The organism is Pacificitalea manganoxidans (assembly GCF_002504165.1).
GTDB lineage: Bacteria > Pseudomonadota > Alphaproteobacteria > Rhodobacterales > Rhodobacteraceae > Pacificitalea > Pacificitalea manganoxidans.
The window spans coordinates 3,035,545-3,049,160 of sequence record NZ_CP021404.1; the positions used below are offsets into that span (position 1 = coordinate 3,035,545).

The window sequence follows — 13,616 nt, forward strand, 5'->3', positions numbered from 1 at the left end:
GGCTGGCGCTTTGCCATCTCACGCTGACCTCAAAGCGGGGAGGAACATGGCTGGGATAAAGCTCGCCGCTCAACCGTGCCAGCGCCATCCCACGGGCAGGCTCCCGTCGTGCTTAGCCTCCAGACCTGAAACTACCCTCGGAGTCAGTACCCCCGCCCGCGAACAAGCGAAGCGCGCGGGCGAGCGCCTGGCGCTTGGCCACCTCACGCTGCCCTCGGAGCGGGGAAATATGTGTCACCATAAAGCCCACCCGCCCCACCGTCACAGCGCTACCCCACGGGCAGTCTACCGTCGCACCCAGACAACAGAGACCCACAACCTCCGAACTCAGCACACCCGCCCGCGAACAAGGCCGAAGGCCGCGCGGGCGAGCGCCTGCCCGTCCCGGCGGGCTGGCGCCTTGCCACCCTTGCGCGGACCTTGGAGCGGGGAGGTATGTGTCACCATAAAACACACCCGCTCCCCCATCACAGCGCCACCCCACGGGCAGGCTCACGGCGCACCCAGACAACGGAGCCTCACAACCTCCGATCTCAACACCCGCTCTCGAACAAGGCCAAAGGCCGCGAGAGCGAGCGCCTGCCGCCCCATGGGCTGGCGCGTTGCCACCTCACGCTGCCCTCGGAGCGGGGAGGCTGTGGCACCATAAAGCACACCCGCCCAACCATCACAGCGCCACCCCACGGGCAGGCACACGCTGCGCCAGCCACACCACCCTCGCGCGGGTGCCGCCTCCCCCGCAGGCAGGCCCACCCCCGCGCCTTACCACCTGCCCCGATCACCCCGCCATTGCCCGCAGGCGCGCATATGCTATGACCCGGCTCCAATTGACCGCAGGGCGGACGTCCCGCCCATATGCTCCTTTGCCACCCTTCACCCTCCGGGAGACCCGCCGTTGGATCACTTCCTTTACCGCGACGGTGCGCTGCATGCCGAAGACGTGCCGGTGTCCGAAATCGCCGCTGCTGTCGGCACGCCGTTCTACGTCTATTCCACCGCCACGCTGACCCGGCATTTCCAGCTGTTTCAGGACGCGCTGTCGGGGCTCGATCACACCATCTGCTTTGCGATGAAATCGCTCTCCAATCAGGCGGTGCTGAAAACACTGGCCGATCTGGGCGCCGGGATGGATGTGGTGTCGGGCGGGGAATATGCCCGTGCCGTTGCCGCCGGCGTGCCCGGTGACCGCATCGTGTTCTCGGGCGTGGGCAAAACGCGGGAGGAGATGACGCAGGCGCTGCAAGGCGGCATCCGCCAGTTCAACGTCGAGAGCGAACCCGAAATGGAAACGCTTTCCGCCGTCGCCACCGAACTGGGCCGTACCGCGCCCATCACCATCCGCGTGAACCCGGATGTGGATGCCAAAACCCACGCCAAGATCGCCACCGGCAAATCGGAAAACAAGTTCGGCATCCCGATTTCCCGCGCGCGGGAGGTCTATGCCCGTGCCGCTGCCCTGCCGGGGCTGGAGGTCGTCGGCATCGATGTGCATATCGGCTCGCAACTGACGGATATCGAGCCGTTCCGCACCGCCTTCACCAAAGTGGCCGACCTGACCCGCGCCCTGCGCGCCGAAGGCCATGACATCCGCAGGCTCGATCTGGGCGGCGGGCTGGGCATCCCCTACACGCGGGTGAACGAAGCGCCGCCGCTGCCCTTCGACTATGGCGCGATGATCCGCGAAACGGTGGGCGATCTGGGCTGCGAGATCGAAATCGAACCCGGACGCCTGATCTCCGGCAATGCCGGTCTGCTGGTCAGCCGGGTGATCTACGTCAAATCGGGCGAGGACCGTGAATTTCTGATCCTCGACGGGGCCATGAACGATCTGCTGCGCCCCGCCATGTATGACGCGCATCATGACATCGTTCCGGTGGTCGAGCCTGCACCGGGGGCGGACACCAGCGCCTATGATGTGGTGGGGCCGGTCTGCGAATCGGGCGACACCTTTGCCAAGGGGCGGCACCTGCCGCAGCTTGGTGCCGGGGATCTGGTCGCGTTCCGCTCCGCCGGGGCCTATGGCGCGGTGATGGCCAGCGAATACAACACCCGCCCCCTGATCCCGGAGGTTCTGGTGAAGGGCGATCAATTCGCCGTCATCCGCCCCCGTCCGACATTTGACGAAATCATCGCCCGCGATAAGCTGCCCGAGTGGTTGTAAGCCGGTATCGCCCCGTCCCGGCAGGGTGATCCCGCCCGGTCGTTGACCGGGACGCGGCCTTGGTGCCGCGCCCGGCTATGGGCGTCGCACCGCCGATCGGCAGGATGCGTGGACACGCGGGGATCGGTTTCAGGGTTGTGGCCGTAGCCATGCCGGGCACACTGCTGTCCGAAACGACCCGACCCGAGACCCCAGCGAAGTCCCGACCGGCAGGAGTGGCATGGATCACGAAAACGCCCGCACATCAGCCCTGAAATCGCTGCTCTGGCCGCTGCGCCTGACCCGTATCGGACTGGTGGCGGAGCGGGCGACGCGGGCGTTCTGGCCGCTGTGGTCGGTTCTGCTGGGCGTTGCGGCGCTGCTGTTCCTTGGGCTGCATGACTATGCGGCGCAGACCGTGATCTGGACCGGGGCCGGGCTGGTCGCGGTGCTTTGCGCGACGCTTGCCTATTGGGGCGCGCGCAGGTTCCGCTGGCCCGACCGGGCCGAAGCCGCCGCCCGGCTCGACGCCACGCTGCCCGGCAACCCGATCCGCGCCTTGGCGGACACGCAGGCCATTGGCGCGACAGATGCCGCCTCGGTCGCGGTCTGGCACGCCCATATCGTGCGCATGGCTGATCGCGCGGCCCGCGCCCGCCCGGTGCGGCCCGACCTGCGGCTCGCCGCGCGCGATCCCTTTGCCCTGCGCTATGTGGCGCTGACCGCCTTCGTGGCCGCGCTGCTTTTCGGCTCGGTCTGGCGGGCGGCGTCCGTCACCGACAGCTTCACCGCCGGGCCGGGCGCGGCCATCGCCGCTGGCCCCGCATGGGAAGGCTGGATCGAGCCGCCCGCCCATACCAACCGCCCCGCGCTGTATCTTAACGACATCGCGGCAGACAGTTTTGACGTGCCCGTGGGCAGCCGTATCGCGCTCCGGCTCTATGGCCAGCCCGGCGACGTGACCGTGACTGAAACGCTCTCCGCCCCTGCCCCCCTCGCGGGGTCCGAAGGCGAAACCGACACCGCGACCGACACCGCAGCCGATACCCCCGCCCCTGAGCCAGACGCCCCTGACACCGACACCGCCGCCCCGGTGACCGACAGCATGGCCCGCAGCTTTGCCGTCGCGCAGGCTGGCGAACTGACCATCGACGGTCAGGGCGGGCGCAGTTGGCAGATCGGCGTGATCGGCGATGCCGCGCCCCGTGTCGCGCTGGATGGCGCGGTGGAGATCGAGGCCTCCGGCCAGATGAGCCAGCCCTTCACCGCCCAAGACGACTACGGCGTGCAATCCGGTCGGGCCCGGTTCGACCTGGCGCTCGATGCCCTGCCCCGCCGCTACGGGCTGACCGCCGCGCCGGAGCCGCGCGCCCCCATCACCGTCGATCTGCCGATGCCAATCTCCGGCGGCCGCGATGACTTCCGCGAAACACTGATCGAGGATTTCTCGAAACATCCGTGGGCCGGGCTGCCGGTGCGCCTGCAACTTTCCGTGCTCGACGCCGCCGGGCAGGAGGGCCTGTCCGAGCCGATGCAGATGCGCCTGCCGGGGCGGCGCTTCTTCGATCCGCTCGCCGCCTCGTTGATCGAGATGCGGCGCGATCTGCTGTGGACGCGCACCAATGGCCGCCGCGCCGCGCAGGTGATCCGCGCTGTCACATGGCGGCCCGACGGGATCATCCGGGACGCCTCCACCTATCTGCAAATCAAACTGGTGCTGAGTCAGCTGGAATTCGAAAACGACCGCCCCGGTGGGCTCGCCGCCGAGGCCCGCGACCGCATCGCCGAAGACCTGTGGGAAATCGCCTCCCGCATCGAAGAGGGCGATCTGGCCGACGCGCTGGAACGGCTGCGGCAGGCCCGCGACAAGCTGGCCGAGGCCATCCGCAACGGCGCCACCGAAGAAGAGATCGCCGATCTGATGCAGGATTACCGGCAGGCTTTGTCGGAATACATGAACCAGCTTGCCCAGCAGCAACAGCAGAACCCGGACCAGTCGCAGCAGCAAGCCGACAACATGATGGAAATGACGGGCGATCAGTTGCAGCAGATGCTCGACCAGCTGCAGCAGTTGATGGAGGAAGGCCGCACCGCCGAGGCCCAGCAGCTTCTCGAACAGCTTCAGCAGATGATGGAGAACATGCAGGTCGCGCAGGGCCAATCCGGTCAGGGGCAGCAAAATCCCGGCCAGCAGGCGATGGATGACCTCGCCCAGACGCTCCGCGATCAGCAGGGTCTGTCGGACGAAGCGTTCCGCGATCTACAGGAACAGTTCAATCCCGGCGAACCGGGCCAGCAACCGGGCCAGCAACCGGGCCAACAGCCCGGACAGCAGCCGGGACAGGGTCAGGGCCAGCAAGGCCAGAACCAGCCGGGACAGGGCCAGCAGCCCGGCCAACCGGGGCAACCGGGCCAACCGGGACAGGGCGATGGCACCCAACCCGGCGCACCCAGCGCCGAAAGCCTCGCCCAACGGCAGAACCAGTTGCGGCAGGAACTCAATCGCCAAAGCCAGAACCTCCCCGGGGCCGGGACGGAACCCGGACAAGCCGCCCGCCGCGCCCTCGACGACGCGGGCGATGCGATGGACCGTGCCGAGCGCGACCTGCAAAATGACGACCTCGCCGGGGCGATCGACAATCAGGCGCAGGCGATGGAAGCGCTGCGCGAAGGCATGCGCAATCTTGGCGAGGCCATGGCCGAACAGCAGGGTCAGCAACAGCCCGGCCAGCAGGGCCAATCGATGGGCCAAGCCGACCCTAACGGTCGCCGCGATCCCTTGGGCCGCGAAAGCGGCACCGAAGGCGAGCTGGGCTCCAACGAGAACCTGCTGCAAGGCGAAGACGTCTACCGCCGCGCCCGCGACCTGCTCGACGAAATCCGCCGCCGCTCCGGCGACCAAGAGCGCCCCGAAGTGGAACTGGACTACCTGCGCCGCCTTCTGGACCGTTTTTGAAAGGGTCACTGGGGGTCGAGGGCGGCAAACACCACCGCCCTGCCCCGTGTGACCAAGACCGCCAGAACAAGCGCTCAGAACACGCCCCTCACAGCCCCTCAGAACTCCGCGCTACCGCCCGCGAACAAGCGAAGCGCGCGGGCGAGCGCCTGCCCGTCCCCACGGGCTGGCGCTTTGTCACCCTTGCGCAGACCTCGGAGCGGGGAGGAGAGTGTTTCCATAAAGTGAACTGCACGCCCGGTGCTGCGCCATCCCACGGGCAGGCTCCCGTTGCGCTGAAACCTTCGTGTCGGAACGTCGGAACGCCGCAAAGAGCCCATGCTCACAGACAAAGCTGCTGACCGTCAGACCGAGCGCTCAAAACACCCAACACCCCCCTCACAGCCCCCCGGAACTCAGCGCCCCCGCCCGCGAACAAGGCCGTAGGCCGCGCGGGCGAGCGCCTGCCCGTCCCGGCGGGCTGGCGCTTTGTCACCCCTGCGCGGACCTTAGAGCGGGGAAGTATGTGGCACCATAAAGCACACCCGCTTAAACGCAGCTGCGCCACCCCACGGGCAGGCTTGCGGTGCACCTAGAGTGGCAGCGCCTCGAAACCTCAGAACTCAACGCCTCCGCCCCGCAGTCGTGGCGCCACGCCCCCCCCTCGATAGCGCGCCTTAATCCGGGCCGACCATCTGGCGCAGGCGGTCGTCGAGCCAGACGCGCCCGTCATTGACCGCGTTGACATAGGCCACCAGCGGCGCTTCGGCCTGTGGCAGCCAGCCGACGATCATCGGCGCGCGGGAATAGACGAACAGCGCCAGCCCCGCCGCGATCAGCGCAAGCCCAAAGCCCAGGCGAAAGCCCTTCTGCCGCCGTTGCCGGGCCGCGCGGGCGACGCGGGGGTCTTGCGTTTCCTTTGTCGTGGTCTGGCCACTGGCACGCAGGGTGGAGTTGATCTCCTCGATGTCGGGCAGCAGATCCCGGCGGGGGCCGCGCTTGTCCGGCATCGGGGCCGCGTCCTCCTCCACCGTGACCGGCGCGGGCTTGACGGGGGCAGGCTCGGGGTCGGGACGGTCGCCGCGCGCCATCGCGGCGGCGCTGCCCGCGATGATCGCAGCCTCGGTCTGTGACGGCGCGGCAGGCGCGGGCGTCCGGGCCGGGCTGCGCGGCTCTGGCGTATCGGACGCGGCGGGCGCATCTTCGGCGACCGGGCGGACGGGGTCGGGCACCGCGTCGGGGCGCGGCACCGGGGGGGCTTGATCGGCTGGGCCGGTATCGGGCTCGGGCTCGGGCGCAGGGTCCACCGGCGGCGTGGCCCGCACGCGCTCAGGCTCCGCAACGCCAAGGTCGGGCTGCATCTCCAGCCCTCCGGCCTCGCGGCGCCGCGCGGCCTGCTCGCGCTCGGCCTCCTCGCGCAGCACCTGCAACAGCGACGCGTCGAGCCTGCGGCGGGGCGCGGTCACCGGTGGAACGGGCGCGGCGTCTTCGGCCTCGTCATCCGCGTCCCAATCGGGGGCATCGGCATCGGCCTCCGTCGCCTGCGGCGCAGGGTCTGGCGCTGGCACCGGGGCAGGTTTGGGCGCGCGCACGCCGCGCGACACCTTGATCCGCGAAGAGGCCGGCGCAGACGGATCGTCCGCACGGCGGTCTTCGGGCTCCGGCGGGGCAGCATCGTCAGGGAGAGGGTCGGCCACATCCCCCGCAGCGCGGGCCGATGCATCGGGGCCCGCTTCGCCCTCGGGGTATTGGAACCACGTCCGCCCGCAATTGGAACATTGAACATCCCGCCCGCCCGGCGGGATCAGATCGTCACCGACCGCGTATTGAGCCTCGCAATTCGGACAGATCAGCCGCATCTCGTTCCCCTCGGATGATCGTGGCGCCATCCGTTATTAGCCTGTATTCGCCCAACTCTACCAATCGGCCCATCGATTGCCAGCAAATCCCCCCGTAAGAGGGGCGGCTGATTGCAACCGGTCCGGGGGTGGGGCAGAAAAGACACCGCAGCCCGGCCCATCCGACCGCCCGCGCCATCGCAGGGCGATCGGTCCGGCGCCGTGGCAACCGACAGGCGCCGACACAGGCGCGGAGGAGAGCAGACGTGATCGAACTGGAAGCGGCAGGGTATACCTATCGCGGCGGCGAGCCGCTGCTGCGGGAGATGAGCCTGCACCTGCCGCCCGGCTCGTTCCATTTCCTGACCGGCCCGTCGGGCGCGGGGAAATCGACGCTGCTGAAGCTGTGCTATTTCGAACTGTTCCCGACCGAAGGCGACATTCGCATTCTCGGACGTTCGGTCCGCGGCATGTCGCGCGACGACATCGCCCAGACCCGGCGCCGCATCGGCGTGGTGCATCAGGATTGCCAGTTCCTCGATCATCTGCCGCTTTCTGAGAACGTCGCTCTGCCGCTGAAGGTCGCAGGCAAGGAGCCAGAGCCCGCCAACCTGCGCGAATTGCTGGGCTGGGTCGGGCTGGAGCGCCGGGCCGAGGCATTGCCCCCCGAATTATCGGGCGGTGAGCGCCAGCGCGCCGCGCTGGCCCGCGCGGTGGTGATGGCGCCGGATCTGATCCTTGCCGACGAGCCGACGGGCAATGTCGATTGGGACATGTCGCTGCGGCTGCTGCAATTGCTGGTGGAGCTGAACCGCATGGGCAAGACCGTGCTGGTCGCGACCCATGATCTGAACCTGATCCGCGCGGCAAAGAAACAGGTGCCGGCCCGTGTGCTGCGCATCGCCGGGGCGCGGCTGCAATTGGCGGGGGCGGACCTGTGAGCCACGATCAAGACGACCGGCCCGGCGGAACACAGACCGGGGCGCAGCCCGGCGCGCAGCCCGGCGCACAAAACGGCGCGCAGCCCGGCACGCAGACAGGCAACGGGGCCGCGCCCGGCCTGCACAACCCCCGGCTCAGCGGGGCAAGTCGCGACGGCGCTGCGCCAACGCGCACCCAGCCACCCCGTAGCCCCGCCGCAGGGGTCGCGCCCACGACCGGCCCGGCGCCGCGTCGCCAATCCAGCCCCACCGCCGCGCCCGACGCCCCGCGCCGCAGCGCCGGTGATCTGGGTCGGCGGCTCGCGCGCGGGCTGCGCCGCTGGGGGGAGCTTGCATGGGCGCTTCTGCGGGGGGATCCGGGCGCCGACCGGGTGGTGCCGCCCACCGGGGTCACCGCGCGGCTGACGCAATTGACGGCGGGCGCGATGGCCGTGCTGGCGGTCTTTGCGCTGGCCGTCGCGGTATCGACGGACCGGATGGCGGACCGCTGGAGCGAAGAACTGGCCCGCACCGCGACGCTGCGCATCTCCGCCCCCGAAGGACAGGTCGACGCGCAGGTCGCCGCCGCGCTGACCCTGCTGGGCGAAACGCCCGGCGTGGCCGGAGCGCGCAGGCTCACCCCGGAGGAGGAGCGCGCGTTGCTGGAGCCGTGGTTCGGCCCTGACTTGCCGGTGGAAACCCTGCCGATTCCCGCGCTGATCGAGATCACCACGACCGAGGACGGCATCGACGCGGGCGGGTTGCGCGCGCGGCTGGCGGGCGAGGTGCCGGGCGCGATCTATGACGACCACACCCGCTGGCGCACGCCGCTGGTCGGCGCGGCGACGCGGGTGCGCACGCTGGGGCTGCTGGCGCTGGTCCTGATCGGCACCGCCACCGCCGCGATGGTGGTGCTGGCGGCCAATGCCGCGCTTGCCGCCAATGCCCGCGTCATCGCGGCGCTGCGGCTGGTGGGCGCGCGCGATGTCTATATCGCCCGTGCCTTTGTGCGGCGCTTCACCCGCCGGGCGCTGTTCGGAGCCGGGATCGGAACCGCCGCCGGAATGGCGCTCATCGCGCTGCTGCCTGCCGCCGATGCGGCCACGGGCGTGCTGGGCGGTCTGGGCTTTGCCGGGGCTGGCTGGCTCTGGCCTCTCGTCGTGCCGCCACTGGCGGCGCTTACAGCCTTCTGGGCGACACGGTTCGCGGCGCTGCGCCGCCTGAAGGAGCTGACCTGATATGGCATATGCATGGCAATGGCTGCGCTCGCTGGTGTTCATCGTGCAGATGTATCTGGCGATGCTGGTGCTGGGGATCTTCTTTGCGCCGCTATCCGCCTATGATCGCAAATACGCCTTCGCCGCCGTCCACACCTATTGCCGCTATGTGCGGTGGAGCGCCGCCGTCCTGACCGGGCTGCGCAGCGAAATCCGCGGAGAGGTGCCGCAGGATGAGGTGCTGGTGGCGTCCAAGCATCAGTCGTTCTTTGACATCATCCTGTTGGTGTCGGTGCTGCCGCGACCGAAATTCATCATGAAGGCCGAACTGCGCCGCGCGCCGATCCTTGGCTGGTTCGCCCAGCGGATCGGCTGCGTGCCGGTCAATCGGGGCAAGCGCGCGGCGGCCATCCGCGCGATGAAGGAAAGCGTCGCGCAAGGCCGGATCGAGCCGGGGCAATTGGTGATCTATCCGCAAGGCACCCGCGTCGCCGCAGGCGCCGCCCTGCCCTATAAGGTAGGGGTCGGCATTCTTTACGAACAGTTGGGCCAGACGTGTGTGCCGGCGGCGACGAATGTCGGGGTGTTCTGGCCGCGACATGGGATCTACCGCAAGCCGGGGCTGGCCGTGGTGGAATTCCTCGACCCCGTCGCGCCCGGCCTGCCCGCAAGCCAGTTGATGCGCGTGCTGGAACATCGGATCGAAACGGCATCCAACCGGCTGATGATCGAAGGCGGGTTCGACCCGGCCAAACTGCCCGACCCCGCCGAAGTGCCGGTGGAAACAGCACCCGGCGAGATCGCGCGCTGAGGAGAGGCGCGCGCGAGTGCTGGTCAGGCCTGCGGGGTCGAGGGCGGCTCATGCCCTAATCTGGAGAGTATAACGGGTGCAGCCAGCGGGGCCGGAGGCGACCAGCCTCTGGCCCGCGCCCTCCCTCCCCCATGGGAGGGCGCATTGGTGCTATCACGCGCCGCACGACCCTCGTCCGGGGCTTTTGAGATAAACCGCTGCCCCTCAGGCGTGCCAAAGCGCCTGCCCGAGGGAGGGCGATTGTCGGTCTAGGAGGAACGATGCAGCCAGCGGGGCCGGAGGCGACCAGCCTCTGGCCCGCGCCCTCCCTCCCCCATGGGAGGGCGCATTGGTGCTGTCACGCGCCGCACGACCCTCGTCCGGGGCTTTCGAGATAAACCGCTGACCACAGGCGTGCCAAAGCGCCCGCCCGAGGGAGGGCGCTTTTCGCGTCAGCGTATGGGTGGGGCCAACCGGACCGGCCCCGACACCCGCCGGCTCAATGCGCCTCGGCCCAGTTCGCGCCGATCCCGGCATCGACGACCAGCGGCACGTCGAGATGCACCGCCGGATGCGCCGCGCCTTCCATCACCTCGCGGACGGCAGCTATGACCTGATCCTCGGCGCCCTCGTCCACCTCGAAGATCAATTCGTCATGCACCTGCAACAGCATGGTCGCGGGCAGATCGGCGATGGCGTCCTCCATCCGGATCATCGCGCGGCGGATGATGTCGGCGGCGGTGCCTTGGATCGGGGCGTTGATCGCGGCGCGTTTGGCAAAGCCCGCACCGGGGCCCTTGGCGTTGATCTCGGGCGTGTTGATGCGACGGCCAAACAGGGTCTGCACATAGCCGTGTTCCTTGGCAAAGGCGGTGGTGTCGGCCATGTATTCGCGGATGCCGGGGAAGCGCTCGAAATAGCGGTCGATAAAGCCCTGCGCCTCCGCGCGCGGGATGCGCAGATTGCGGGCAAGGCCGAAGCCGGAAATGCCGTAGATCACCCCGAAATTGATCGCCTTGGCCTGACGGCGGATCATCGGATCCATGCCCTCGATCTCCACCCCGAACATCTCGGACGCGGTCATGGCGTGAATGTCGAGCCCCTCGCGGAACGCGGTCTTCAGCGTGTCGATCCCGGCGATATGGGCCAGAATGCGCAATTCGATCTGGGAGTAGTCGAGCGACAGCAACCGCTTGCCCGGCGCGGCGACGAAGGCCTCGCGGATGCGGCGGCCTTCTTCGGAGCGGACGGGGATGTTTTGCAGGTTCGGATCGGACGAGGCCAGCCGCCCGGTATTGGCGCCGGTCTGCTGGTAGCTGGTATGCACCCGGCCCGTGTCGGGGTTGATATGGGTCTGAAGCGCGTCCGTATAGGTTGATTTCAGCTTCGACAATTGCCGCCAGTCGAGCACCCTTCCCGGCAGATCATGTTCGGTCGCCAGATCCTCCAGCACATCCGCCGGGGTGGACCATGCGCCGGTTTTGCCCTTCTTGCCGCCGGGCAGACCCATGCGGTCAAACAGGATCTCGCCCAGCTGTTTGGGAGAGCCTACGTTGAACGTCTCGCCCGCCAGTTCGTGGATTTCCGCCTCCAGCCCCGCCATTTTCTGGGCAAAGGCATTGGACATGCGCGACAGCGTATCGCGATCGACCAGCACGCCGGACATTTCCATCCGGGCCAGCACCGGGATCAGCGGCCGTTCCAGCGTCTCATACACCGTGGTGACGCGGGCGCGGTGCAGCGCGGGGCGGAACTGCTCCCACAAACGCAGGGTGATATCGGCATCCTCGGCGGCGTAGCGCGTGGCCTCCGGGATCGGCACCCGGTCAAAGGTGATCTGGCTTTTGCCCGAACCGATCAACTCTTTGATCGGGATCGGGTTATGCGACAGGTAGCGTTCCGACAACTGATCCATGCCATGCCCGTGCAGCCCGCCATGCATGGCGTAGGACAGCAGCATGGTGTCATCGATCGGCGCGATGCGCAGACCGTAGCGATGCAGGATCTTGGCATCGTATTTCATGTTCTGGCCGATCTTGAGGATCGCGGGATCCTCCAGCACCGGGCGCAGCGCATCGAGCGCCGCTTGCAGCGGGATCTGCCCCGGCGCCACGGTGTCATCGGCAAAAAGCCCGTCCCCGCCGCCTTCGGCCTTATGCGCGAGCGGGATGTAGCAGGCCCGCCCCGGCGCGGTGGCAAGGCTGATGCCCACCAGATCGGCGGTCATGTCGTTCAGGCCCGTGGTTTCGGTATCGAGCGCGACATGCCCCAGCGCGCGGATCTCGGCGATCCATGCCTCCAGCGTCTCGATCTCCGTGACACAGGTGTAGCTGTCGGGCGCGAAGGGCGGCTGTTCGGGCAGATCGGTTGCAGCATCGGCTGCGGGCGCGGCGGCTTCGGGGATGGCGGGCGCCTCCACCCCGGCCTGATCGGCGACGCGCCGGGTCAGGGTGCGGAATTCCATGCGGGTCAGGAAATCCAGCAGCACGGTCGGGTCAGGATCCTTGACCTCCAGATCGTCCAGCGTGAAATCGAGCGGCGTGTCGCAATCAAGCTCCACCAGCCGTTTCGACACGCGGATCTGTTCGGCGTGGTCGATCAGGGTCTGGCGGCGTTTGGGCTGCTTGATCTCGCCCGCGCGGGCCAGCAGCGTTTCGAGATCGCCGAATTCGTTGATCAGAAGCGCGGCGGTTTTGATGCCGATGCCGGGCGCGCCGGGCACGTTATCCACGCTGTCGCCCGCGAGCGCCTGCACATCGGTCACCCGGTCGGGGCCGACGCCGAATTTCTGTTCGACCTCTTCGGTGCCGATGCGCTTGTTCTTCATCGCGTCGAGCATTTCGACGCCGCCGCCGACCAGCTGCATCAGATCTTTATCCGACGAGATGATAGTGACGCGGCCCCCGGCCTCGCGTGCCTGACAGGCGAGGGTGGCGATGATGTCATCGGCCTCATAGCCCTCTTTCTCCTCGCAGGCGATGTTGAAGGCGCGGGTGGCCTCGCGCGTCAGCGGGATCTGCGGGCGCAGCTCCTCCGGCATCGCGTCGCGATTGGCCTTGTAAAGATCATAGATCTCATTGCGGAAGGTCATCGACCCCTTGTCGAAGATCACCGCCGCATGGGTCGGCGCATCCGGGCCGGAGCTGTCCTCGATATAGCGAAACAGCATGTTGCAGAAGCCCGCGACGGCCCCGATCGGCAGCCCGTCGGACTTCCGCGTCAGGGGTGGCAGCGCGTGATAGGCCCGAAAGATGAAGGCCGATCCGTCGATCAGGTGCAGGTGGCAGCCCTTGCCGAAATTCATTTAGCCCTCCAGGTCCGATTCCGCACGAGGTCTAGCGCATCCCGGCCCGGTGTCACAGGGCGGGCGTGCCGGGTGACGGCAGGTCGGGTGGAGCGCCCGGCGAATCGCGAGGGGGCTATCCACGGCGGGCCCAAGAGGGTCAGCCCCCCTGCCCCATTGTTTCGCACGCGAAACAATTTACGGGTCGATAAGGATTTTCTGCGAGTTAAACGGCAGAGGATTGCCGATTTTTCGCAACCGGACCGCTCTCTTCGCAGCGCGTTAAGGGGTGCCGTGGATGGGGTTCGGCGCGCCTCCGGCGTAGGTTGATTTGCGCGCGGATGGGCCGAGAGGGACGTGAGGCGGCGCCTGAGGCGATGCTGACGGGCGAACCCGCTTGCCCTGACGCTGTGGTACGATGTGCAACGGAAGCCTGCCCGTGGGGTGGCGCTCGGACGGTTGAGCGGGTGCGCTTTATGGTGACAGGATCCTC

The 13,616-nt window shown here is 68.2% G+C and carries 7 protein-coding genes; 5 read left to right on the forward strand and 2 right to left on the reverse strand.

Features of this window, described 5'->3' with window-relative positions:
• Positions 1-895 precede the first annotated feature (895 nt).
• Both lysA and CBW24_RS13945 read left to right on the forward strand, forming a co-directional pair.
• Positions 896-2,161: a diaminopimelate decarboxylase gene (lysA, locus tag CBW24_RS13940; protein ID WP_097373913.1), complete on the forward strand. Its 1,266-nt coding sequence runs from the start codon at positions 896-898 to the stop codon at positions 2,159-2,161.
• Positions 2,162-2,381: 220 nt separating this feature from the next.
• A complete protein-coding gene (locus tag CBW24_RS13945) occupies positions 2,382-5,096 on the forward strand; it encodes a TIGR02302 family protein (protein ID WP_097373914.1) in 2,715 nt (904 codons plus the stop codon).
• 656 nt (positions 5,097-5,752) lie between these two features.
• Here the strand turns inward: CBW24_RS13945 and CBW24_RS13950 are convergent.
• Positions 5,753-6,964 (reverse strand): zinc-ribbon domain-containing protein, encoded by a 1,212-nt coding sequence (locus tag CBW24_RS13950; RefSeq protein WP_097373915.1) that lies wholly within the window; start codon positions 6,962-6,964, stop codon positions 5,753-5,755.
• Positions 6,965-7,179: 215 nt separating this feature from the next.
• Between CBW24_RS13950 and CBW24_RS13955 the strand changes: the two genes are divergently transcribed.
• The 3 genes from CBW24_RS13955 (at position 7,180) to CBW24_RS13965 (ending at position 9,861) form a co-directional block, all read left to right on the forward strand.
• The gene (locus CBW24_RS13955) at positions 7,180-7,854 is read left to right on the forward strand and encodes a cell division ATP-binding protein FtsE (RefSeq protein WP_088662639.1); all 675 of its coding nucleotides are present in this window, start codon (positions 7,180-7,182) and stop codon (positions 7,852-7,854) included.
• A 311-nt stretch (positions 7,855-8,165) separates the two neighbouring features.
• Entirely contained in the window at positions 8,166-9,071 is a 906-nt protein-coding gene (locus CBW24_RS13960; RefSeq protein ID WP_088662886.1) for a cell division protein FtsX, read from the forward strand.
• A gap of 1 nt (position 9,072) precedes the next feature.
• Positions 9,073-9,861: a lysophospholipid acyltransferase family protein gene (locus CBW24_RS13965; protein WP_097373916.1), complete on the forward strand. Its 789-nt coding sequence runs from the start codon at positions 9,073-9,075 to the stop codon at positions 9,859-9,861.
• Positions 9,862-10,339: 478 nt separating this feature from the next.
• On the opposite strand, the gene polA is transcribed toward CBW24_RS13965, so the two are convergent.
• A complete protein-coding gene (polA, locus tag CBW24_RS13970; RefSeq protein WP_097373917.1) occupies positions 10,340-13,144 on the reverse strand; it encodes a DNA polymerase I in 2,805 nt (934 codons plus the stop codon).
• Between the last annotated feature and the right edge of the window lie 472 nt (positions 13,145-13,616).